General features: G+C 64.7%; 20 protein-coding genes. 9 read left to right on the forward strand and 11 right to left on the reverse strand.

Annotated features, from left to right (window positions below):
• Positions 1-186: 186 nt before the first annotated feature.
• Positions 187-474: a hypothetical protein gene (locus AKN83_RS01715; protein WP_050400584.1), complete on the reverse strand. Its 288-nt coding sequence runs from the start codon at positions 472-474 to the stop codon at positions 187-189.
• Between the two features lie 293 nt (positions 475-767).
• Here AKN83_RS01715 and AKN83_RS01720 point away from each other — a divergent pair, with 293 nt between their 5' ends.
• Both AKN83_RS01720 and AKN83_RS01725 read left to right on the forward strand, forming a co-directional pair.
• Positions 768-2,576 carry a PHA/PHB synthase family protein gene (locus AKN83_RS01720; RefSeq protein ID WP_050400585.1) on the forward strand — a complete coding sequence of 603 codons (1,809 nt, stop codon included), beginning with the start codon at positions 768-770 and terminating at the stop codon, positions 2,574-2,576.
• A 109-nt stretch (positions 2,577-2,685) separates the two neighbouring features.
• Complete coding sequence (locus AKN83_RS01725) at positions 2,686-3,084, forward strand: MAPEG family protein (protein ID WP_050400586.1); 399 nt, start codon at positions 2,686-2,688, stop codon at positions 3,082-3,084.
• A gap of 41 nt (positions 3,085-3,125) precedes the next feature.
• On the opposite strand, the gene AKN83_RS01730 is transcribed toward AKN83_RS01725, so the two are convergent.
• The 6 genes from AKN83_RS01730 to AKN83_RS01755 form a co-directional block, all read right to left on the reverse strand.
• A complete protein-coding gene (locus AKN83_RS01730; RefSeq protein ID WP_050400587.1) occupies positions 3,126-3,719 on the reverse strand; it encodes a class I SAM-dependent methyltransferase in 594 nt (197 codons plus the stop codon).
• A gap of 16 nt (positions 3,720-3,735) precedes the next feature.
• Positions 3,736-4,713 carry an N-acetyl-gamma-glutamyl-phosphate reductase gene (gene argC / locus AKN83_RS01735; RefSeq protein ID WP_050400588.1) on the reverse strand — a complete coding sequence of 326 codons (978 nt, stop codon included), beginning with the start codon at positions 4,711-4,713 and terminating at the stop codon, positions 3,736-3,738.
• Positions 4,714-4,816: 103 nt separating this feature from the next.
• Entirely contained in the window at positions 4,817-5,863 is a 1,047-nt protein-coding gene (gene argC / locus AKN83_RS01740) for an N-acetyl-gamma-glutamyl-phosphate reductase (RefSeq protein WP_050400589.1), read from the reverse strand.
• Positions 5,863-6,534 (reverse strand): FMN-binding negative transcriptional regulator, encoded by a 672-nt coding sequence (locus AKN83_RS01745; RefSeq protein WP_050400590.1) that lies wholly within the window; start codon positions 6,532-6,534, stop codon positions 5,863-5,865. The genes argC (AKN83_RS01740) and AKN83_RS01745 overlap by 1 nt, the downstream gene beginning before the upstream one ends.
• A 217-nt stretch (positions 6,535-6,751) precedes the next feature.
• Positions 6,752-7,732, reverse strand: a complete 981-nt coding sequence (locus AKN83_RS01750; protein WP_050400591.1) for an MBL fold metallo-hydrolase — start codon at positions 7,730-7,732, stop codon at positions 6,752-6,754.
• 147 nt (positions 7,733-7,879) lie between these two features.
• Positions 7,880-8,410, reverse strand: coding sequence for a DedA family protein (locus AKN83_RS01755; RefSeq protein ID WP_050400592.1), 531 nt, complete (start codon positions 8,408-8,410; stop codon positions 7,880-7,882).
• A 187-nt stretch (positions 8,411-8,597) separates the two neighbouring features.
• Between AKN83_RS01755 and AKN83_RS01760 the strand changes: the two genes are divergently transcribed.
• From AKN83_RS01760 to AKN83_RS01775, 4 genes are all read left to right on the forward strand, one after another.
• Positions 8,598-8,966, forward strand: coding sequence for a hypothetical protein (locus AKN83_RS01760; RefSeq protein WP_050400593.1), 369 nt, complete (start codon positions 8,598-8,600; stop codon positions 8,964-8,966).
• Positions 8,967-9,093: 127 nt separating this feature from the next.
• Positions 9,094-11,154, forward strand: coding sequence for a DNA topoisomerase IV subunit B (gene parE, locus AKN83_RS01765; RefSeq protein WP_050400594.1), 2,061 nt, complete (start codon positions 9,094-9,096; stop codon positions 11,152-11,154).
• A 227-nt stretch (positions 11,155-11,381) separates the two neighbouring features.
• Positions 11,382-12,173 (forward strand): outer membrane protein, encoded by a 792-nt coding sequence (locus tag AKN83_RS01770; RefSeq protein ID WP_050400595.1) that lies wholly within the window; start codon positions 11,382-11,384, stop codon positions 12,171-12,173.
• A gap of 196 nt (positions 12,174-12,369) precedes the next feature.
• The gene (locus AKN83_RS01775; protein ID WP_050400596.1) at positions 12,370-13,140 is read left to right on the forward strand and encodes a glucose 1-dehydrogenase; all 771 of its coding nucleotides are present in this window, start codon (positions 12,370-12,372) and stop codon (positions 13,138-13,140) included.
• A 56-nt stretch (positions 13,141-13,196) separates the two neighbouring features.
• On the opposite strand, the gene AKN83_RS01780 is transcribed toward AKN83_RS01775, so the two are convergent.
• The 3 genes from AKN83_RS01780 to AKN83_RS01790 all read right to left on the reverse strand — a co-directional run bounded on the left by AKN83_RS01780 (position 13,197) and on the right by AKN83_RS01790 (position 16,990).
• The gene (locus AKN83_RS01780; RefSeq protein WP_050400597.1) at positions 13,197-13,973 is read right to left on the reverse strand and encodes an outer membrane protein; all 777 of its coding nucleotides are present in this window, start codon (positions 13,971-13,973) and stop codon (positions 13,197-13,199) included.
• 197 nt (positions 13,974-14,170) lie between these two features.
• Positions 14,171-15,415, reverse strand: a complete 1,245-nt coding sequence (locus AKN83_RS01785; protein ID WP_193791646.1) for an FAD-dependent oxidoreductase — start codon at positions 15,413-15,415, stop codon at positions 14,171-14,173.
• A 66-nt stretch (positions 15,416-15,481) separates the two neighbouring features.
• On the reverse strand, positions 15,482-16,990 hold the full coding sequence (locus AKN83_RS01790) for a caspase family protein (RefSeq protein WP_050400598.1): 1,509 nt from the start codon (positions 16,988-16,990) through the stop codon (positions 15,482-15,484).
• A 249-nt stretch (positions 16,991-17,239) separates the two neighbouring features.
• Between AKN83_RS01790 and AKN83_RS01795 the strand changes: the two genes are divergently transcribed.
• On the forward strand, positions 17,240-18,193 hold the full coding sequence (locus AKN83_RS01795) for a helix-turn-helix transcriptional regulator (RefSeq protein ID WP_050400599.1): 954 nt from the start codon (positions 17,240-17,242) through the stop codon (positions 18,191-18,193).
• Between the two features lie 179 nt (positions 18,194-18,372).
• Here AKN83_RS01795 and AKN83_RS01800 read toward each other — a convergent pair whose 3' ends face one another.
• Positions 18,373-18,651, reverse strand: a complete 279-nt coding sequence (locus tag AKN83_RS01800; protein ID WP_157113164.1) for a hypothetical protein — start codon at positions 18,649-18,651, stop codon at positions 18,373-18,375.
• 543 nt (positions 18,652-19,194) lie between these two features.
• Here AKN83_RS01800 and AKN83_RS01805 point away from each other — a divergent pair.
• Both AKN83_RS01805 and AKN83_RS01810 read left to right on the forward strand, forming a co-directional pair.
• A complete protein-coding gene (locus tag AKN83_RS01805) occupies positions 19,195-19,668 on the forward strand; it encodes a helix-turn-helix domain-containing protein (protein WP_050400601.1) in 474 nt (157 codons plus the stop codon).
• A gap of 175 nt (positions 19,669-19,843) precedes the next feature.
• Positions 19,844-23,692, forward strand: a complete 3,849-nt coding sequence (locus tag AKN83_RS01810) for an autotransporter domain-containing protein (protein ID WP_172803465.1) — start codon at positions 19,844-19,846, stop codon at positions 23,690-23,692.
• The last annotated feature ends 264 nt before the right edge of the window (positions 23,693-23,956 follow it).

A 23,956-nucleotide genomic window follows, 5' to 3' on the forward strand; every position in this document is an offset into this window, starting at 1 on the left:
AGAATCGTCCCCCTTGGTAGATTTGCGGAAGCCGGCTTGGCCTCTTACAGAAATCGCACTGAATCAATGACTTAGGGCGAATTCAGGCGCACGATCAGGGGGCTGCGGCCGGATCTGCGGTTGAATTGGGTTTCTTTTAGCACGGACGCCGGGCGGCGCCAGCGCTGATCGGCCAAACTGGCGCGCTCACTTCCCGCTTTGGGCGGCCGTCGCGGCCTGAGCCTGGGCCTGGCGATCGCGTGCGGCAATCAACTCCTGCTCAATCTTGGCCTGATCCGCCGGCTTGATGGTCGGATCGGCGCGGTCGGGCGGAATATCGTGGACCGGGAGGTAGCCGTTGGCATCCTTTTGCCGCGCTGGCGCATCGGCCGGCATGGCCATATCGGCGATCGTGCTCGAGCACCCGCTCAGCGCCAGCATCGACGCGAGCAGCGCTGCGGCCGCGAGCCCCCTGTTCATTCGATCGATCGGCATGCGCCGAATTGTCCCCAACAAGCTAGCGCGCACGTCGCACGTTGCCGACACGGGTCGCACTGGTACGAGCCTTGCAGCGTCCCCGCTGCATCAATCCTGGCTTTAGCCGTTTCAAACCATTGTCGCCCGAAACGCTTAAAGCGTGAACAACAAAGGCGACCCCTGAGGCTTCAATATGACGGAACAAAGATTTTTTTATCGCACCGCAGCAGAGCGAAACATCGGCTTTTGACTGATTTCCGCTACCGCACCGCGCGATGACGCCCTCCAAACGACGCGATATTGTCCCTCAGATGAGCAACGTCAATACCGACACCCAAGCCGCCCCGAAATTCAACGCCGAAGCCTTCGCCATGAATATCGCCCGGGCGATGGAGAGCAGCGGCCAGGCGCTGGCAGCCTATCTCAAGCCGCGCCAGACCGGGGAAGTCCGCGACAAGCCGCCGAACGAGCTCGGTGAGGTCATCAAGACCTTCAGCGTGATCGCCGAATACTGGCTGGCCGACAAGGAGCGGGCCTCGTCGCTGCAAATGCAGCTCGGCAAGGATTACCTCGACCTCTGGGGATCGGCCGTGCGCCGCATGGCGGGCGAAGCCGATGCCAAGCCCGCGATCGTGCCGGCCCCGCGCGACAAGCGCTTCCAGGATCCGGAATGGAAGTCGAATCAGTTCTTCGACTTCATCCTCCAGCTTTATCTGCTGACCGCGAAATGGGCGCAGCAGCTCGTCCACGACGCCGACGGGATCGATCCGCACACCCGCAAGAAGGCCGAGTTCTACGTCCAGCAGATCACCAACGCGCTGGCGCCGTCGAATTTCGTGCTGACCAATCCGGAAGTGCTGCGTGCAACGGTCGAGACCAATGGCGACAATCTGGTCCGCGGCATGAAGATGCTGGCCGAGGATATCGAGGCCGGCCGCGGCACGCTGCGGATCCGCCAGTCCGATTCGAGCAACCTCGAAGTCGGCGTCAACATGGCGACGACGCCGGGCAAGGTGATCTACCAGAACGAGCTGATGCAGCTGATCCAGTATTCGCCATCGACCGAAAGGGTGCTGCGCACGCCGCTCCTGATCGTGCCGCCTTGGATCAACAAGTTCTACATCCTCGATCTGCGCCCCGAGAAATCCTACGTCAAATGGTGCGTCGACCAGGGCATCACGGTGTTCGTGATCTCCTGGGTCAATCCGGACAAGGAACTGGGCAAGAAGACCTGGGCCGACTACATGACCGAAGGCCCGCTCACGGCGATGGACGTGATCGAGAAGGTCACCGGCGAGTTGAAGGTGCACACCGCCGGCTATTGCGTCGGCGGCACCCTGCTCGCCTCGACGCTCGCCTATCTTGCCGAGAAGCGCCGCCAGCGTGTCATGTCGGCGACGTTCTTTGCCGCGCAGGTCGACTTCACCCACGCCGGCGATCTGCTCGTGTTCGTCGACGAGGACCAGATCTCGGCTCTGGAACGCGACATGCAGGAATCCGGCGTGCTCGAGGGCAGCAAGATGGCGATGGCCTTCAACATGCTGCGCTCGAACGACCTGATCTGGTCGTATGTCGTGAACAATTACCTGAAGGGCCAGCCGCCCTCCTCGTTCGACCTGCTGCACTGGAATTCGGACGCGACGCGGATGCCGTCGTCGAACCACTCCTACTATCTGCGCAACTGCTATCTGGAGAACCGGCTGTCGACCGGCACGATGGTGCTCGACAACACGCTGCTCGATCTGTCGAAGGTGAAGGTGCCGGTCTACAACCTCGCGGCACGCGAGGATCATATCGCGCCGGCGGAATCCGTGCTCTACGGTTCGCAGTTCTTCGGCGGCCCGGTGAAGTATGTGCTGTCCGGCTCCGGCCATATCGCCGGCGTGGTCAATCCGCCCGCCTCGAAGAAGTACCAGTACTGGACCAACGACAACATCAAGGACATCAAGCTCGCCGATTGGCTGAAGGGCGCCGAGGAACACAAGGGATCGTGGTGGCCCGACTGGCGCGACTGGCTGGAGAGCCACGACCCCGAAACCGTGCCGGCGCGCATCGTGGGCGCGAACGGGGTGTCGGTGCTCGAGGACGCCCCGGGCAGCTATGTCCGGGTCCGCGCGTAGCGCCAAGTCTTCGCGCGGTGCAAAGGCTTCGCGTAGCGCCAAGTCTTCCGCTCAGCTATAAACGGATGATCCCGACGGTCGGGAATCGAATTCACGTGAGGGGGAGACGATGACGCGCGAACTGTTCTGGCTGTCGCTGACGGTGATCCTGACCGGCATACTGTGGATCCCCTACACCATCAACCGCTGCCAGGTGCGCGGCCTGTCCGGCGCCATGGCCAATCCCTCGCGCAACGACAAGCCACAAGCGGAATGGGCCAACCGGTTGATGTTCGCCCATGACAACGCGGTCGAGAACCTTGCGATCTTCGCACCGCTGGTCCTGATCCTCAACGCCGCCGATTACTCCACCAAATGGACCGTGCTGGCCTGCGCCGTCTATTTCTGGGCCCGCGTGGCGCATTTGATCGTCTACGCGCTCGGCGTGCCGGTGTTCCGCACCGTCGCCTTCACGGTCGGGTTCCTCGCGCAGGCCGTGCTGGCGCTCGCGATCTTCAAGATCCTCTAGAGCCACACATTCGCGCCAGCGCGGTGACGGCCGCGCCGGCGCTATTCCCCGCTCTTGCGCACCACGATATGCAACATCGTCGCAGGCGCCTCGTCGAAGCTCTTGATCTCGCTGGTATCTGACGAGACTTCAACCCACGCCCCTGACGCGGCGTAGGTTGCCGCCAGCCAATCGGCCGGCGGATAATTGTAGTAGCGGCCGATGCTGTCGCGGCCGTCGCCATGGCCGACCTTGTAGCTCGCGTAGAACATGCCGCCGGGTTTCAGCGCGCGACGGATGCGGCCGAGGATGCCGGCCAATTCGTCGCGCGGCACATGCAGCAGGCACGCGCTGGCCCAGACGCCGTCATAGGCCTCACGATCCTCGAGTTCATCGAACAGCATCGCCTCGACGGGATGGTTGATGCGTCGAGCCGCGACCTCAGCCATTTCAGGAGAACCGTCGGTGGCGCGCAGCACGAAACCTTGAGCGAGCATGACCGCGGCATGATTGCCGGCGCCACAGCCGAGTTCGAGGATCGCGCCGCCCGGCGGCAGCAGCTTGAGAAAACCGATCAGCCGGGTGGACGGTGCTTTCGCCCACCCGGCATAGGCCTCGGCATTGCGCCGGTAGAATTGCAGCGTGGCGTCGTCCACGATGCGCCTCTCGCCGTCAGCTGTCGGCGAGCCCGAGCATCAGCCGCATGTTCTGGACCGCGGCGCCCGAGGCGCCCTTGCCCAGATTGTCGAGCCGCGCGACCAGCACCGCCTGGCGGTGCTTGTCGCTGGCGAACACATAAAGCTCGAGCTGGTTGGTCTCGTTGAGTGCCTCCGGCTCGATCTTGCCGTCCTTGCTGGCCTCGTTCTGCAGCGGCATCGCCGAGACGTATTTGCTGCCGGCGTACCACTTTGCCAGCACGGCCTGCAGATCGGCACCATCGGGCTTGCCCGGCAACGCGTCGAGCTGCAACGGCACCGAGACCAGCATGCCCTGCCGGTAGTTGCCGACCGACGGGACGAACAGCGGCCGCCGCGTCAGATGCGAATAGAGCTGCATCTCCGGCACGTGCTTGTGCTCGAAGCCGAGGCCGTAGAGGTGGAAGGCTGGCGCCGACCCGTCCTCGAAGCTTGCGATCATCGACTTGCCGCCGCCCGAATAGCCGCTCACCGCGTTGATGGTGACGGGATAGTCGGCCGGGAGCAGGCCGCCGTCGACGAGCGGCCGCAGCAGCGCGATCGCACCGGTCGGATAGCAGCCCGGATTGGAGACCTTTTTCGCGGTCCGGATCTTGTCGGCCTGGCCGGCTGCGAGCTCCGGGAAGCCGTACGCCCAGTCGGGTGCGACCCGGTAGGCGGTCGAGGCGTCGAGCACCTTGGGCGCGGCATTGCCCATGGTGTCGATCAGCGCGACGGTGTCCTTGGCCGCGTCGTCAGGCAGGCAGAGGATCACGAGATCCACCTCCTCCATCAGCGCGCGCTTGGCGCCGGCATCCTTCCGCTTGTCCTCGGCGATGTGCTTCACCGCGACGTCAGGCAATAGCCGCAGCCGCTCCTGGATGCCGAGGCCGGTCGTGCCGGAACCGCCGTCGACGAATACGGTCGCCGTGGTCGCACCACTCCTGGTCGTCTGATTGGTATCGGTGAGGGTCATGGCACGTTCCTTTCAAGCTCATTCGTTTCGTTTGCTAGCACATCTGGCCGCGCCCGCACCGCCAATAGATTGAGCGCATCCCCGTCCGCGACAACACCTCCGCTCACGGAAACAGCGCGATCTGCTCCAGTCCGGTGGTTTCGGGCAGGCCGAACATCAGGTTCATGTTCTGGATCGCCTGTCCGGCCGAACCCTTCACGAGATTATCGAGCGTCGAGAGCACGATGGCGCGGTTCGTGATCCGGTCGGCGACGACGCCGATCTGAACATAATTCGAACCGCGTACGTTCTGCGTCTGTGGCAGCACGCCCTTCTTCGTCACATAGACGAACGGCTCATTGGCGTAGGCCCTTTCCAGCTCGGCGCGCAAATCGTCCGGCGTAGCCCCGTTGAGCTTGACATAGGATGTGCAGAACTCACCCCGCGCCATCGGAATGAGATGCGGGGTGAAGTTCACCGTCACAGGAGAGCCAGCGGCTGCGCCGATTTCCTGCTCGATCTCCGCCGAGTGTCGATGGCTTCCGATCGCATAGGGCGACAACCCTTCGCCGGCCTCGCTGAATAGCGTGTTCTGCTTCAGTCCGCGTCCGGCGCCGGTGACGCCCGACTTTGCGTCGATGATGATGTCGTCGACGTCAATCAGCTTTGCCTTCGCCAGCGGAACAAGCGCCAGCAGCACCGCCGTCGGATAGCAGCCGGGACACGCCACCAGCCGCGCGGCCGTGACCTTCTCCCGGTAGAGTTCGGTCAGCCCATAGACGGCCTCGTCCTGCAATTCGAGCGCCCGGTGCTCATGGCCGTACCATTGCGCGTAGCTGTCCTTGTCGCGCAGCCGGAAATCCGCGGACATATCGAGGATCTTGATTCCGGGATTGGCGTTCAGCACCGCGGCGATGATCTCTTGCGTCGTCCCGTGCGGCAGTCCGCAGAACACGGCATCGAGCCGGGTCCAGTCGACCTTTTCCCATTCCACGAGTTTTGGCAGGTCGAGCATGAAGAAGTGAGGAAACACCTCGCTCATCGCCTTGCCGGCATGGGTGTTGGCGGTAAGCGCGGTGATTTCGGCATTCGGGTGCCGCGCCAGCAGACGCACCGCGTCGGCGCCGGTGTAGCCGGACGCGCCCAAGATTCCGATATTCTTCTTCGTCATTACTCGCTCCCCGGAAGCGTCGTCATCTCGGCCTGTGTCGTTGCGAAAGCCTGCGGGCGCACCTCGCGCATCAAGGCCGCGATGTCCCGGGCACCGGCTTCGGCCTGCAATGCGAGCGTGTTGCCGACCGCCGCGAAATCGATTTCAGACTTGTGCTGGTTCAGCTTGAAGCTGCCCTCCACCTCTTCCACCGTCATCTCGAGACCGACGATGGCCCTCTTCATTGCTTCCAGCCGCGCGGCGGTCATCTTGCCCGACACCCACGGCTTTTTCGGCAGCAGCCGCTCCTCGAACTTGGCGCTCAGTGTGTCGATCTGAACGGCAAGCTCGTCATCCGACAAGGTCCGCACCGGCCCGGTCAGATGCACCGCCTGATAGAGCCAGGTCGGTACCTGATCGGGTGACACGTACCAGTCCGGCGAAACATAGGCGTCGGCGCCGGTGACGGCCAGCAGCCAGGACGAGCCACCCGCCAGCTTTACCAGCGGATTGTGACGAGCAACATGAAACAGCGCCCGCGGCGTGCCGTCGGCGGCGAAAGTCAAATAGAACGGCAGCGCGGAAGCGATCGGCTTGGCACCGTCCCACGCGCAGGCAACGCCGAAACCGCGCGCTTCCGCGAACGCAAGGCTCGCGGCACGGTCGGGCTTGAAAGGCGGTGGCGTATACATGGTCGAAAACTCCTGCGTGACGAAGGAGCCGCCAGATCGAACCGCGTGTCTTTTTCAGGAGAGCGCCGCGGGATCAGGTCCGGCGGCAGAGGCGTCTTAAACGCGAGCGACCGCCCAAACCGCGAGAATGCGGCGGCGGCGGGCGATGATGATGGTCGCTGCGTTGATCATGGGCGCGGCTATAAGGCCGCGCCCGTTTTGCGTCAAGGAAAACCGTTCAGATCGCCGGATTCCACGGTGCCGGCACGACGCGGTAGCCGCTGCCGTCCTTGACCACATTGCCGAGGCCCGGGAACGGATAGTGGAAGCCCTGCACCTGGAGCCGCTCCGCGACCACCATGTCGTAAATCCGCCGCCGGGTCTTCTCGGCCACGTCGCCGTCCTGGTCGAAGAATGCATGCCAGCCGGGATTGGCCGCAAACAGGTTCGGATTGTTGGTGACGTCGGACTGGATGAAGACCTTGTCCGGACCCGAGACCAGCACATAGGAGGTATGGCCCGGCGTGTGGCCGACGGTCTCGACCGAGGTCAGGCCCGGCGCGATCTCCTTGCCCCATTCATAGGGCGTGACCTTCTTCTTCAGGCCGGCCTCGAAGATGTTGCGGTTGTTCTTGAACAGGCCCGCCATGCGGCCGGCCGGCGCGCGGCTCATCTCGCCGTCGTCCATCCAGAACTTCCATTCGGTCGCCGGCACCAGCACTTCGGCATTCGGGAATGCCGGCGTGCCCTCGGCCGTCAGCAGACCGTTCACGTGGTCGCCGTGGAAGTGCGAGATCACGACCATGTCGACAGCCTTGGGATCGAAGCCGGCTGCGACGAAATTGTCGGCGAACAGGCCGTTGGCGCCCTTGCTGCTGGCCTTCGCCAGCGCGCCATTGCCGGTGTCGATCACGACCAGCTTGCCGCCGGTGTTGAGCACCAGCGGTGCGAACCAGATCGTCACCATGTCGCGCGGCATGAACGCCTTCTCCAGCGCCGCGTTCACCTCGTCGCGTTTCGCATTCGGGATGAAGCCGTCTTCCAGCTTGAAGACGTTCTTGCCGTCGGACACCACGGTGACGAGGATGTCGCCGACCTTGTAGCGATAGAAGCTCGGCGCCTGCTTGTCGGCTGCGGGCGCCGCGGCGGCTGCAGGAACGGCTGAAAGCAACGGTGCGGCGGCAATGCCGGCCAGAGCGTGACGTCGTGTCAATTCCATGTGGTGTCCTCCCAGTGAAACGGCGCCCGGTGAATTCGCGTTTGGTGGGCGAGGTTGTATCAGCGTTTCGATGCGCGTGCGATGACGACGGCGCTAGCAGTTGTCTTCCCGCCTAACCCCTGCCCTAAAGCGTTATTCCGCGCGGCCCTACGCCGCCCGCCACATCCACTCGATGCCTTGCCCGATCACGTCGCCGAACAGCAGCAGCGCTGCCGACCAGACCAGGGCGGAGACGAAATTGGCGATCTGGAATTGCCAGTACGACATCTCGAAAATGCCGGCTGCAAGCGGCACCGAGGCGCGCAGCGGGCCGAAGAAGCGGCCGATGAAGATGCTCGGCACACCCCATCTCTTCACGAAAGCCTCGCCGCGCGGCAGGATCTCGGGATAGCGCGACAGCGGCCACATCTGCGCGACGTGCTCCTTGTAGCGATAGCCGAACCAGTAGGAGACCCAGTCGCCGAGCGCGGCGCCGACGCCGCCGGCGATCCAGATCGGCCAGAAGTTGATCCCGCTGACGCCGATCAGGGCGCCGATCGCGACCAGCGCGCCCCAGGCGGGCACCAGCAACGAGATGAAGGCGAGCGATTCTGCGAACGCCAGCAGCAGGACGATCGGAGCGGCCCAGGCCTGATGATGGCGCACGAATTCGGCCAAGGCCTGCGCAAGCTCTTCCATCTCGTCGTGTGCCTTCCCGCTCCGTTGAACCTCGAATGAACCTTTCTAGCCGCACGCAGCCTAAGAACAGGTAAGCCGGCCCATTGCGTGACATCAAGTCACAAAGGCGGGGATCAAACGTGATTTCCCGTAAGGCCCCCGCGGTCGGGGCTGGCTCGCATATCCCTCACAAAAAAGGAATCACTTGATGATCGGGTCACTGATGATGTGCGTCGGCGTGCTCGTCTTGCTGTTCGGAATGCTCGCGGGCATCGCCATGGGTATCCAGCACGACTTCACGTTGGGGCCGGCGCATGCGCATCTCAATCTCGTCGGCGGCGTGCTGCTGTTCCTGTTCGGGCTCTACTACCGGCTGGTGCCGGCCGCGGGAAGCATGCTGCTCGCCAAGGTCCAGGGCTGGCTGCATATCGTCGGTGGCGTCTTGTTTCCGGCCGGTGTGGCCGCCGTGCTGTTGAAGGGACCCTCATTCGAGGCCGCGCCGATCGTCGGATCGCTGATGGTGGTGGCCGCCATGGCCCTGTTCACGGTCATTGTATTCCGCACCTCGCGGGCGTAATCGCGGGCTCCTATCTACACAGGCGGCTGGGCCTGGAGGCGCGGCCGCCCCCATTTGGCAGCCCATCCGTGGCATAGTCAGAGCAACCGATTCGCTGCGCCCAGATCGGCGCATCACTTGAAGAACCATGTCCAAGCCACTGAAATCGAACGCAAAAAGCAAATCTGCCGACGACCTGTTCGGAGCCCCGGAGCCGAAGGGACGAGCCCCGGCGAAGGCTGCCTCGCGACCCGCTGGAGGCGCCGAAGCCGGCTATACGGCGGCTGACATCGAGGTGCTGGAAGGGCTGGAACCGGTCCGCCGGCGGCCCGGCATGTATATCGGCGGTACCGACGAGAAGGCGCTACACCACCTGTTCGCCGAGGTGATCGACAACTGCATGGACGAGGCGCTCGCCGGCCACGCCACCTTCATCGACGTGGAGCTCACCGCCGACGGCTTCCTAACCGTGACCGACAATGGCCGCGGCATTCCGGTCGATCCGCATCCGAAATTTCCGAAGAAGTCGGCGCTCGAAGTCATCATGTGCACGCTGCATTCGGGCGGCAAGTTCGACTCCAAGGTCTACGAGACCTCGGGCGGTCTGCACGGCGTCGGCGTCTCCGTCGTCAACGCCCTCTCCTCACGGCTCGAGGTCGAGGTTGCGCGCAGCGGGCAGCTGCATCGCATGACGTTTGAGCGCGGCCATCCCAAGGGCAAGCTCGAAGACCTCGGCAAGGTCAACAACCGCCGCGGCACGCGGATCCGGTTCAAGCCGGACACCGACATTTTCGGCGCCAAGGCGGCCTTCAAGCCGCAGCGTCTGTTCAAGATGACGCGCTCAAAGGCCTATCTGTTCGGCGGCGTCGAGATTCGCTGGCATTGCGACCAGGAGTTGTTGAAGGGCGTCGAAGACGTCCCGGCCGAAGCCAAATTCCACTTCCCCGGCGGCTTGAAGGACTATCTCGCCGCGGCGATCCACGCCGACACGCTGGTGCATCAGGACATCTTCTCCGGCAAATCCGGCCGCAGCGGCGCGCATGGCGCCTGCGAATGGGCGGTGGCCTGGACGGCCGATGCCGACGGCTTCCTGTCGTCCTACACCAACACGGTGCCGACACCCGATGGCGGCACGCATGAATCGGGGCTGCGCAGCGCACTGCTGCGCGGCCTGAAGGATCACGCCGAGCGCGCCGGTCAGGGCAAGCGCGCGGCCTCGATCACTTCGGAAGACGTGATGGTGGGCGCGGCCGTGATGCTCTCGGTGTTCGTGCGCGAGCCTGAATTCCAGGGCCAAACCAAGGACCGCCTCGCCACCGCCGAAGCGCAGCGCATCGTCGAACAGGCGATGAAGGATCCGTTCGACCACTGGCTGTCGGGCAATCCGAACCAGGCCAACCGGCTGCTCGACTTCGTGATCGATCGCGCCGAGGAACGGCTGCGCCGTCGCCAGGAGAAGGAAACCGCGCGCAAGACCGCCGGCAAGAAGCTGCGCCTTCCCGGCAAGCTCGCGGATTGCTCCGACGCCGGCACCGAAGGCTCCGAACTGTTCATCGTCGAAGGCGACTCGGCCGGCGGCAGCGCCAAGCAGGCGCGCGATCGCAAGACGCAGGCCGTTCTGCCGCTGCGCGGCAAGATCCTCAACGTCGCCTCCGCCGGCAAGGACAAGCTGACCGCCAACGCGCAGCTCTCCGATCTCGTGCAGGCGATCGGCTGCGGTACGCTCGCGCACTACCGCGAAGAGGATCTGCGCTATCAGCGCATCATCATCATGACCGACGCCGACGTCGACGGCGCGCACATCGCATCGCTCCTGATCACCTTCTTCTACCGGCAGATGCCGCGGCTGATCGACGAGGGACATCTCTATCTGGCAGTGCCGCCGCTCTACAAATTGAAGCACGGCACCAAGTCGGTCTACGCGCGCGACGACGCGCACAAGGAAGAGCTGCTCAAGAGCGAATTCAACGCCAACGCCAAGGTCGAGGTGAATCGCTTCAAAGGCCTCGGCGAGATGATGCCGGCGCAGCTCAAGGAGACCACGATGGATCCGGCCAAGCGCACGCTGCTGCGGGTGGTGCTGCTTGCCGACGATCGTGAAGGCACCGCCGACTCGGTCGAACGGCTGATGGGCACGAAAGCGGAAGCCCGCTTTGCCTTCATCTCCGACAAGGCCGAATTCGCGAGTGACGACCTGCTCGACGTCTGAGGCCAACCGACTGATTTGAAATGGTTTTCCGGCCGCCCACCGATCGGGGCGGCCGTTTTCATTCGCGCTTTCGGAGCGTGCCTGCGGTTTCGTTTTCGGGCGGTTGTGTCTCACCCGCAACAGCATTTCCGGCGGGACCACGTATAGTCCGAGCATGAATTTCGGGAATCGGTGCCACCGCGCCCCAGTCAGCGACCCGATCGAACGCTAAAGTCGAGGATTTGGAAATGAAGAAGATTTTGCTCGCTCTGACCGCGGTTGCTGCGATGACGGGTTCCGCGTCGGCGGCCGATCTGGCCGCCCGACCCTACACCAAGGCGCCGGCCCCGATCGCGGTGGCGCCGAGCTGGACCGGCTTCTACATCTTCGGCGGCGGCGGCGGTGGCGTCTGGGACGCTGATACCGGCACCCAGTCGACCGCCACGGGCGCACCGATCCTCGGTTTCAACCAGCGCCAGGGTGGTGACGGCTGGTTCGGCACCGTCGGCGCCGGTTACGACTGGCAGACCGCCAACAGCTGGGTCATCGGCGTGTTCGCCGACGGTCAGTTCGGCAGCCTGAAGGGTACGATCCAGGATCAAACGGCGTTCCTCGCCGGCAACATCAAGAACGACTACAGCTGGGCTGCCGGTGCGCGCCTCGGTTACCTGGTCGCTCCGAACGTCCTGTCCTATGTCAACGCCGGTTATTCCGACGCGCACTGGAAGGGCACCACGCTGTTCAACACCGCGTCCGCGCTTCCCTCTGGCCTGCACACCAACGACTTCGATCGCGGCGGCTGGTTCGTCGGCGGCGGCGTCGAGAACAACCTGAACATCTTCGGCATCACGGCGCCGGGCTGGTTCATGAAGACCGAATACCGCGCTGCCTACTACGACAAGAAGAGCATCTCGGAGCGGGTCGACGGCACCAACGCGCTGGCCGGCACGGACATCACCTTCAAGCCGCTGGTCCAGACCATCAGCACCTCGCTGGTCTACCGCTTCAACTGGACCGGTCCGGTTGTTGCCAAGTACTGAGCTGCGCACTGATCTCTGCTGATCAAGCAGACTAAAAGCCCCGGCATCGTCCGGGGCTTTTTTGTTGCCCGCTGGCTTCGGGAACCGTCCCGCGCGCGCCGGCCTATGCAGAGCCGCCCGGCCCCGCCCGATCTGGTCAGCGCTGTGGCGATCAGGCACTCTCGCGACCGGATTCAAACCACAGCGGACAACAACAATGAGAAACGGACAGTTTGATCTCTCGGGCAGGGTCGCGATCGTCACCGGCGGCAATGGCGGCATCGGGCTCGGCATGGCGCGCGGCCTCGCGGACGCCGGCGCGGCGGTTGCCGTGGTCGGCCGCAACGATGCGAAATCGAAGGCCGCCGTCGAGGATCTCGGCAAGCGCGGCGTCAAGGCGATTGCGGTCGCCACCGACGTGACCGACAAGGCCGCCATCGCGGCGATGGTCGAGCGCGTCGTCGGCGAGCTCGGCCGGATCGACATCCTCGTCAACAATGCCGGCATGAGCATCCGCAAAGCCCCGCACGAGCTCGAGCTCGACGAGTGGAGCCGCGTGATCGATACCAACCTCACCAGCGCCTTCCTGTGCTCGAAGGCGGCCTATCCGGCGCTCAAGGCCTCGGGCCACGGCAAGATCATCAATATCGGCTCGATGATGTCCATCTTCGGCGCGAGCTTCGCTGCGGCCTATGCCGCGAGCAAGGGCGGCATCGTGCAGTACACCCGCGCCTGCGCCAACGCCTGGGCCCCCGACAACATCCAGGTCAACGCCATCCTTCCCGGCTGGATCGACACCGATCTGACCAAGGGCGCGCGCCAGCAGGTCGCCGGGCTGCACGAGCGCGTGCTCGCGCGCACGCCGGCGGCCCGCTGGGGCACCATCGACGACTTCTCGGGGATCGCCGTGTTCCTGGCCTCGCCGGCATCGGACTTCGTTACCGGCACCGCGATCCCGGTCGATGGCGGCTATTCGGTGATGGTCTGAAACACAGGAGCCCCGGCAAGCCGGGGCTCCTGCGTCCTGTTCGCCTCAGTGCAAATTCAGTAGCGCGCGATCACCGGCGCGTCGAATTTGTAGTTCATGCGCACCACCGCCCACTGAATGTCGCGCGGCTTGCCGTCGAACGTGTAGGTGCCCGCCGCGGTGCCGGCGAGCTGATAGGTCTGCCGCTCGAAGGCCGCGTAATTGTATTCGACGCCGATGGTCCAGTTGCGGGTGATGCCGTATTCCCAGCCGGCGCCGACCGTCCAGCCGCTGGCCCAATGGGTCTGGCTGCCGGAGCCGGTTGCCGGCGGAACATTGTCGACGACGGACAGGCGGTTGTTCACGCCGGCATAGCCGCCCTTGAAATAAAGCAGATTGTTCTGGATCGCGTAGCCGGCGCGACCGACGATCGTTGCCATGACGTTCGTGCGCCAGCTGAATTGATCGTCGCGGCCGACGCCGAACACCGTGTTGGTGACGCGGCCGGAATTGTCGAGCCCGGAGATCGTGCCCTCGACGCCGAACACGAAGTCGTTGGCCTGCCAGTTGTAGCCGATCTGGCCGCCCCCCATGAAGCCTGAGCCGCGCTGCCGGAAGCCCTGGCCGGGCGCGAGATCGCCGAACGCCGTCGTGTTCGCGCTGTTGATCCACTGCTGGTTGGTCCAGGCGCCGCCGAGATGGCCGCCAATGTAGAAGCCGGACCAGTTATAGAGCGCCTCCACATAGGCCGGCGCCTTGGTGTACGGACGGGCGGCAAGATCGGCGGCCGATGCGGCACTGAGGCCGAGCGCCGTGGTCACGGTGAGCGCGGCAATGAATTTGGCATGAGACATGGTGACATCCCCAGATTGTCCGATGGGGAGAGCTTTCCCAGAGAGACCCTTACCAAAAGCAACCCGCGGGAACCGGCGGTGCGGAATCCATGTGCGCCGGTTTCGAATCATGTCTGTCTGTTGCAATCACGCAACTTCCAACGGTCCCTTTAAGCAGCTGTTATCCTTGATAATTTCCTTCTCTGCAACGATGCCTGTCAGTTCGCGGCCGGCGAATGGACGTGCTCCGGCCGCACCCCGACCGCGACAAGACGCGCCGTCAGCCCTTGCAGCCAGGGCATCGCGGTGATCAACCGCAACGCGAACGGCACCGGTTGATGGCCGCCCTTCAGCGCGGCGCTGATGATGTTGTTCTGCGCGATCACCTGCATGCGCTGCGTCACCCGCACCGGGAATTCGCGCCGACGGCGCACGGCATCGAGCTCGTGCTCCGTCGGACAGCCTTGTGCGAGCCTGACCGCCAGGATGTTTGCGGTCGCGACCGCGTCTTGCACCGCGAGGTTGACGCCGACGCCACCGATCGGCGACATCGCATGCGCGGCGTCGCCGATGCAGAGCAGTCCGGGACGGGTCCAGCGCGTCAGGCGATTGATCGCGACCGTGAGCAGCTTGACGTCGTCAAAGCTTTTCACATCGGCAATGCCGGCCTTGAGGATCGGCGCGAGCCGCAGCACGTCGTCGAGCAGCGCCGGCAATCCCCTCGCCTTCACGGCCTCGTACTGTCCCTTGGCGATCACATAGGCGCATTGCCAATAGTCGCCGCGATCGAACGTCACCATCATCTTGCCGTGGTCGATGCGGGCGAACAGATTCTCGGTCTCGTCGGGGCGCCGCCCGACCCGAAACCACAGCACGTCCATCGGCGCCCCGATCTCCTCGACGACGAGGCCGGCGCGCTCGCGCACGATCGAATGGCGGCCGTCGCAGCCGATGGTGAGATCCGCCTCGATCTCGATCGGGCCATCGGGGGTGTTCACATGGACGCCCGCAACAGCATCGCCGCGCCGAATCAGGTCGGTCGCCTCGGCGCTCATCAGCACCTTGAGCGAGGGGAAACGCCTGCCGCTCTCGCGCAGGAAATTGAGGAAGTCCCACTGCGGCATCATCGCGATGAACGGATATTTGACGCTGAGACGGCTGAGGTCGGCGATCCGCACCGCGGTGCCACCGAACATGCCGTCGAGCTTCTGGATGTCCTGGTGCGGCAGCTTCAGGAAGCCATCGATCAGTCCGAGTTCATCCATCACCTGCAGGGTCGACGGATGCACGGTATCGCCGCGGAAGTCGCGGAAGAAGTCGGCGTGCTTCTCCAGCACCACGACATCGACCCCGGCGCGCGCAAGCAGATAGCCGAGCATCATGCCGGCCGGCCCGCCCCCGACCACGCAGCAGCGCGCCTTCATCTGACGCGTGTTCGATCCTGCCTGATTGCCTGCATCCATGATGCCGTCCGTAGCGTTGCCTCACCGCCTCCACTGTAACGCGGAGCGGACGACAAGGATGCAAGGCTATCGCCTGAAGGTCTTGATTTCCGACACGCTGCCGTCGCGGTAGGTCAGTTCCACCGAGACCGACTTGGTCTGCGGCGCGAGCTTCAGATAGGGCTGCGCATCGGACGGGATTGCGCCCGGATCGCGCGAATTGCAGGCCGGCATCTTCAGCACCTTGTCCGGCACCGCGGTGTCGATGCCGATCCGCACCTCGCGGATCGCGCAGCGATACGACATCAGGTGGGTGTAGTAGACGAGCAGCCCGTTGAACTCGCGGAACGACAGCCAGCTCGTCGCGGTCATGTCGAGGATCTTGCGCTGGTCGCGGATCAGCGCGGCGTCGGGATCGAACTTGATCGGGAACGGCCCCTGCATCTCGCCTTGCGTATCGACATAGCGGAGCTCGATCGTCGCCGCCGGCGCGTCCGCCGGCAGCTCGATCGAGGGATTGGGCATCCGCTTGCGAGTGCGCGGATCGAGCGTGTCCATGAAGCCGGTTTCGCGGAAGTCGCCGCTGTCGCCGATCCGCCAGGAGATGCCGAGCGTCGGATCGGCGATCGAGAACACGACGGTCCAGCCGCCATTGTGCCGCGAGAAGCTCGCGATCGGCGCGTTGATCGAGTCTTCCTTCGGCAGCTTCGGCACCGAGACCGGCGGCAGCGCGGCCACCTGCTGCGGCGGAGCCGACGGCTTGGCCGCCTCGGCCAGCGCCTCTGCCTTCCCTTTGGCAATCCCGTTCAGGAAAACGTCGTCGACCATCTGGTCGAAATAGACCGGGATCTGCTTGTGCTTCACCGTCTCGGCCATTTCGCTGACCAGACGCCGCGTGCGCTGCGCGACCTGCACCAGGTTTTCGCCGGGCTGCAGCAGCTCCTTGGCGAAGGTTCGCGTGAATACCGAATTGGGATTGGCGTCGTCGTTCGAAAGGCGGTCGAGCGCGGTCTGGCGCGGCCCTGCCGAAAACACCGAGAACACGCCTTCAGGCAGTTGCGTCATCGGCGCGAGGCCACCACCGCCGGCAACCGCCCGCGTGCCGGCGCGCTCGAACGGATTGTTGCGGCAGGCGTCGAACACCAGGATCGAGGTCCGCGCCTTCTTGTTCTGCAGCCGTTCGATAATGCGATCGGCGAGCACCGAGGCGTCGCGCACCAGCTCCTCTTGCCCTTCGGTGGCGGCCGGCACGTCGGTCGGCAGCAGGAAATTCTGGCCGGCGATCTCGAAGCCGTGGCCGGCATAGAAGAAGAATGCAGTGTCGCCCGGCTCCACGGTGCGGTCGAAGGCGAGCAGCGTTTCGGAAAACGCCTGCCGGTTCAGATTCTCGGCCACCATGACGTTGAAACCGAGCTGCTTGAGCGTGTCGCCCATGGTGCGGGCGTCGTTGACCGCCTTCTGTAGCTTGGGCACGTTCCTGTAATCATTGTTGCCGATCACCAGCGCGACGCGCTTTTGGGCCTGGGCGGGCGCCGCCGATGCGACGAAGGCGACCGCCAACAGCGTCGCGGAAAGTCTCGAAAGCCAGCTCTTCATCCCAATTCCCGCTTGCACGACACCTGCGCCGCTCGTGCGACCGCCGCCTAATAGTCGGATCAGCCGTTTGGCGGGTTCAAGGCCGACGCCGGATGGCCGCCGTGACCGCCGCCTGGCGACCTTCTTGGCCACCATGGGGCGCCCCGTCGGTCTCAGGTCAAGTTTCTTTTTACGGCCCACGTGATAGATTCCGTCCTCCATCCGGCGCGAACTCTCCGCACGTCCCAAGGGCACTCCAGGGGCTTTTCCGTGTACACATGGTCTACTGAGCAAGTCGATCCCTGTGATCGCTTCGACTATTGGCGCGAGGTGCGCGCCAAGGGGTTGTTCGGCGTCACCGCGGAACTCGAACCCGAGCGCCGCCGCGACTTTTTCGGCGAGTTCTCGCTGCGCCAGCTCGGCGACGCCGGGCTGGTCGAGCTGCGTGCCTCGCCCTACCGCGTCGAGCGCCGCGCCGGCGACATCGCGGACGCCCGCAGCGACAGCCTGTGCATCTATCAGCAGCTCGGCGGTGGCGGCTGGTTCGGCGGCGCGCGGCTCGATGAATTCGCGGTGCGCGATGGCATGTTCGCGACCAGCTATTCGGACCTGCCCTATCGCACCACCCCACTGCACGATGACGGCTTCCATCTGCGCATCATCAAGATCCCGGTCACGAACGTCGTCCCGCCGGGTGCCGAGCTCGGCGAATTGGTCCCGAAGCCCGTGCAGGATGAGACCGCGCTGCAGCCACTGCTGGAATCCTGCTTCCGCGACCTCGTCGAACGCCATGACGCCAGCGCGGCGGATGCGGCCCCGATGGTGCAGGCACTTGCCCATATCGCGCTGATCGAGCGCGGCATCATGCGGCCGAAGAGCCGGCTTGCGCAGCAGGCCCTGCGAAGCGCCCATCTGTCGCTGGCTCGCCGCCTGATACGGCGGCATCTATCGAGTGCGGCGCTGACGCCAACCCTGATTGCCGGCCTGCTCGGCATCTCGGTGCGTCACCTGCACATCCTGTTCGAGGAGACGGAGAAGACCTTCTCGGAGACGGTCACCGCACTTCGGCTCGCGCAAAGCCGCCGCCTGCTCCGCGAGCAGTCCGGGCAGACGATCGCCGAGGTCGCGTTCGCCTGCGGCTTCGAGAGCCTCGCGACGTTCTACCGCCTCTTCAATGCGTCCGAAGGGATGACACCGGGCGATTACCGGGCACGGGTGGCCTGAGCGCGGACGGGCCTCGCAATGTTGGCGGGCCGGCACTCGGGCGCTGGTGAGACAGATCGACCGGCGGTTCTCGATAACGCCAAGCCGACATGGCCTGCTGATCAGCTAAAGAGTCGGTCGCTACGTTCGGGGCGGAACTGCTTCATTAGCCAATCTGACTGCATCGTCGTCGGCTTTTTTCACAAGTTCAGGCCATCGCGCCACCGAAATGCGACGAGCAAAATAGAGGGCAGCTGGGGCAGCCAGAGGAACGCGAAAAGCGCAGAACCACGCTCACTGATTCCTCGCGACATCATCTCACAGGCGATGGCTAGAAGCGTTGGCACAAAGATGCAGAGCGCAATCAGCAGGGTTCGTTCGCGGACCTGCATCTGCTCGGCGGACCAACTTCCTTTTATAGGAACCGCATCTATCCACCAGAAGCCACGAACCCAGAATTCGTTGGTTGGCAGATGCACACGTCCGCCGAGCCGCTAGGCAGCCGCATCGTCACCTCTCATCACCTCCCGCGGGAACAATGTGCTGGCGAGGCCGCGCAATCCGGGCAGGTTAAGTGGCCACGCAGCGATCAGCCATACAATCAGGCTGCGCTTGGAGCCAAGCTGCAAATAATCGTTCAAGAAGTCTGAAAGTCCGCTCCGGGTCACAATAGCGGACTTCGTGCGCCTTTCCCGCAATGACCGGCCCGCCGGCCGATCCGAAGCTCTCACGACCGAACTGAACAGCCTGCGCGCATTGAGAAGATATTTTCCGGCGATTTCGCCAGAACAATGCAGGCGCTTCGCCCGGTCGCGGCACAGCAAATCTCCTGACCGGCGACGCGCGCGCTCACGCGGAGCGAGGGATCACGCACGATGCGCGGTAAGCGCCAGGAACACAGCCCGGAAGGCTTGGTTGGCATACGCGTGTCTGACGCCGCGGGCCTGCAGGCGGATCCAACTTCGGCCCCCCGGCCGGCTCGTCAGGACGCTCCGACGACAAGCGATCGGGGCTGGGCGCCGTTGCTCGAAGCCTGCCTTGCCGACTTCAACGAAGCCACCGAGGCCGGTGATACCGCTCGCATTTCCGCGCTGGTCAAGATCGTGGCGGAGCTCGCGCTGATCGAGCGGGGCGCGATCAGGCCGGGCAGCCGCCGCGCCCAGCAGGCGCTGCGGGTCGGCCGGCTCAGCCTCGCACGCCGCCTGATCACGCGTCATCTCGCGAAGCCGGCGCTGTCGCCAGGCATGGTCGCCGAGATGCTCGGCGTCTCGGTCCGCTACCTGCACGTCCTGTTCGAAGCGACCGGGGCGAGCTTCTCGCAGACCGTCACGGCCCAGCGCCTGAGCGAGAGCCGCAGGCTGCTTCGTGAGAAGCCGCCTCGGCCGATCGCCGATATCGCGCTCGCCTGCGGGTTCGGCAGCCTCGCCACGTTCTACCGGATCTTCAGTGCCTCCGAAGGCCTGACGCCAGGTGAGTACCGGGCTGCGGGGCACTAGCGCCTGGCGGCGCTGCCGCGCGGCCGAAACGCTCCGTGCAGCATGATGCCGGGCAGCCACACCTGAACGCATTTTCGCAGCAGCCGCATTTTGGATCGACGGTATGCGCGCACTGAGAAGACGCCGCGCGACGGTTGCGCCAGAAACATACGGTTACAATATTGGGGGCATGGTCATGATCGGCATCGGCGGCAGGCTGAGGATGTGGCGCGGCGCGCTGCTCGGCTCGGCGTCACTGATTGCGATGGCCTCCACGGCCGAGGCGACGGCCCCCTGCTCTGGCGTCGGCACCGCCGACGTGCTCTGTGACGCCGCCCATCCGTCGGACGGCGGGCTCAGCGTCAATTTCGGCGGCGATCTCACCGTGAACGTCAATGCCGGCGCAGGGATCAACTCCCGTGGCGCCACCGCGAACAGCGGCGGCAACCTGACGTTCAATCACAACGATCCCGCCGGCATCACGTCATCGTCCATTTACGACGGCATCGGGCTCAGCGCCCAAGGCGCGATCACCTACAGAGGGTCAGCCGACGTCACCTCCAATGGGTATGCGATCAGTGCCCAGATGGGCCTCGGTCCGGTCTCCATTACGCAGACCGCCGGCACGATCAGGGGCGGCACCGGCATCGAGGTCACGGGCTTAGGAGCGGGCAACAGCGTCAATATCAACACGACCGGAAGCCAGATCGTGGCGGGTCTGGGAATCTACCTTCGGACCGATGGCCCACAATCCGACGTCACGATCGCGACAGGCACGATCACCAGCACCACTCCGACGTTAGGCAGCGCAATGTTCGTCCGGACGGGACAGATCACCCACACTGCGCGCAACCTGTCCGTGACGACGAACGGCGCGGTCACCGGCAACATCGATCTGCAGAACGGCGGCGTCGGCACCGTCGACCTCACCACCAACGCGAGCGTCGCGGGCAACATCACCCTCGAGAGCAACAATTCGGCCAATAGCAGCGCGTTCACGGCGAAGCTCAATCAGGATGTCAGTGGCTCCGTGAGCTTGCAGAACTACGGCACCGGCACCATGACGGTCCGAACGCGCGACATCACGGGCGGCACGCTGTCCGTTTACGACGCGGGCGGCGCCAACAACAGCCTCGTCGTGGACGGCAATATTGCCAAGGGAAACCGCCCGGACACGGCCTACTACGGCGCCCTGGCGACCGTCAGTTTCTCTGGTGCCAGCGGCACCAACACGGCGACCTTCAATGGCGACATCTCCGGAGTCTTTGACACTAGAACTTCGACCTCCGCTTCGGCCGGTGGCAGCGTCGCCGGTCTTTCCGCCGGATTGGGAAGCACATCCAGCGACGGCTCGGCGGCGCTGAACGTCAACGGATCGATCACGGTTACCGGCATGACGCCGTCCGGCAAGGTCGCAAATGTCACCGGAGCGTCCCTGGGCGCCTCCGGTGTGGTCCCGATCGACTTCAATCTGCACGGCGCAGTGACGGCAACCTCGATCAGCGATACCGCCTCAAACGTCATCGGCATCAGCGTCGCACAGAACAATCTGACCACGACCCGGTTGACGGTCGATGGCGCCGTGACGGCCACCGCCATCGGCACCGGCAGCACGGCGACCGGAATCACGGCCTCAACCCTCAGCCTTCCGCCGACCCTCATCGGCACCGGCACGCTCACCGTTCGCGCCAATGGCGACGTGACCGCTGCCTCCGACGGTGCCGCGACCGGTATCGCGCTGAGCCGCGGCATTTCCAGGTTCTCGACCCTCACCGCGGGACTCGGCGGCATCGATCTCGACACCAAGGGGACTGTGAGCGCGACCTCGACGAGCGCGGCGGCGATCGGCATCAGCGGCATCATCACCCACGGCGCCGACAATGCCGCAACACTGGCGCTGCGCGCGGAAGGCAACGTCATTGCGAACGGCACGGCCGCCGGCAGCTACGGCATCCTCGCCCAACGCGACGGTCTCGGCGACATCAAGATCGATGCGCTGGCCGGTGTGCAGAGCAGTGGCATCGGCATCTCCGCGTCGCGCTCGACCCCCGGCAACATCTTCATCACGACAGGCACCTTCGTCACCGGCACCACCGGCATCAAGACGTCGGGCGGCACGACCACGCTGATCGCCAACGGCACCATCACCGGCACCGGCGGCACCGCCGTGCAGTTCGGCGGCACCAACGATTTGCTGCAAGTCCAGTCCGGCGCCGTGTTCAACGGCAACATCGTCGGCAGCGGGACCAGCATCGTGCAATTCGGCGGCACGACCGCTTCGAGCTTCGACCTGTCGAAGCTCGGCACCGGCTTCGTCAATTTCGGGGTTCTTGCCGGCTCGAACTGGAGCTTCACCGGCAGCTCCAACTTTGCCGGGTCCGTCAATGTCGACAGCACCTTCATCCTCAACGGCGCGATGCCGAACGCCAGCGTCACCGTCGGCCCAAACGGCACGCTCGGCGGCAACGGCACCATCGGCAACACGGTGATCAGCGGCACACTGTCGCCCGGCAACTCGCCGGGGACGATCACGATGGCAAGCCTGACCATAACGGCCGCGGCGACCTATCTGGTGCAGGTCACCAACACGATCAGCGACAAGGCGATCGTCACCGGCACCGCCAACCTTGCCGGCAATGTCGTCGTCGAGCCGCTCGAGCGGATCACGAAGAAGACCACCTACACGATCGTCAATGCGGGAACGCTGAGCGGCACGTTCGGCTCGGCCAGCCTGTTGCTTGCCAACGACCTCGCACGCAATCCGGTGCTGAGCTATGTCGGCAACGACGTGCTGCTGTCGGTCGATCCCGGCCTGCTCTCCCCGATCCTGCCGGCCAACGCCAGCATCAACCACAGAAGCGTCGCCGGTGCGATCGACAACAGCCTACTCGGCGGCGCCAACCTCTCCAACGCCTTCAGCGCGATCTTCAAGGTGTCGGGCGACAATCTCCTGAGCGGCCTGACCCAGCTCTCCGGCGAGAGCGCCGCCGGATCGCAGCAGACCACGTTCAACGCGATGAACCAGTTCATGGGTACGCTGCTCGATCCATTCATCGACGGCCGCGCCGCGACGGCGATCCCGGCCGGCGCCCCGGCCTACGCTGATGACAATTCGCTGGCTTATGCCGCCAAGCGCTCGACCAGCGATGCCTATGCCGCGATCTATCGCAAGGCGCCGATCGCCGATAGCCATGATCCACGCTGGAGCATGTGGGCGGCAGCCTACGGCGGCTCGCAGACGACTAGCGGCAATACCGCGCTCGGTTCGAACAACACCACAAGCCAGCTGTTCGGCACCGCTGTCGGCGCCGATTACCGGTTCTCGCCGAACACGATAGCCGGCTTCGCGCTCGCCGGCGGCGGCACCAATTTCGGCGTCGCCAACAGCGGCGGCGGCCGCTCCGACCTGTTCCAGGCCGGCGGCTTCATCAGGCACAATATTGGCGCGGCTTATCTCGCCGGTGCGCTGGCCTATGGCTGGCAGGACGTCACCACCGACCGCACGGTGACCGTCGGCAGCGTCGATCGCCTGCGCGCCGAGTTCAAGGCCAACGCATGGTCGGGCCGCGCCGAAGGCGGCTATCGCTTGGCTGCGCCATGGATCGGCGGCATCGGCCTGACGCCCTACGCCGCCGGCCAGTTCACGACGTTCCAGCTGCCGGGCTACGCCGAGCAGACCGTCGTCGGCGCGAGCACCTTTGCGCTCGCCTACAACGCCAAGAGCGTCACCGACGCGCGCGGCGAACTCGGCCTGCGCGCCGACAAATCCTTCGCGCTGTCAGATGCGGCGCTGACGCTGCGCGGCCGTGTTGCCTGGGCGCATGATTTCAACCCGGACCGCAGCATCGCCGCAACGTTCCAGACCCTGCCCGGCGCCAGCTTCGTCGTGAGCGGCGCGGGACAGGCCTCCGAGTCCGCTCTCACCACCGCCTCGGCCGAACTGAAATGGGCCAGCGGCTGGTCGGCGCTCGCAAGCTTCGAGGGCGAATTCTCCAACGTGACCCGGTCCTACGCCGGCAAGGGCGTGGTCCGTTATGCATGGTAGGCAGCCGCCCGCGCGGGACCGGCGCGGCGGATTTTTGGCGGCAAAGCCGCGCGAACGCCCCTCGCCGAGGTCTCGTCTCCAGGTTCCGGGACAGCGATTCATTTGACCGCCAAATGACGGAAACGACGGTTATTTTGGCGAAAACGTTAAGCTTTTTCGGCTATCCGGCCGGTTCCCAGATTGACTTTGCCGCTTTCCCCCCTATGTTGCGGGCAACGCGGCCCTCGGATCGAAACGCGATTCGTCAGGTTTGCCGTCCGTCAG

This window comes from Bradyrhizobium embrapense (assembly GCF_001189235.2).
Classification (GTDB): Bacteria; Pseudomonadota; Alphaproteobacteria; order Rhizobiales; family Xanthobacteraceae; genus Bradyrhizobium; species Bradyrhizobium embrapense.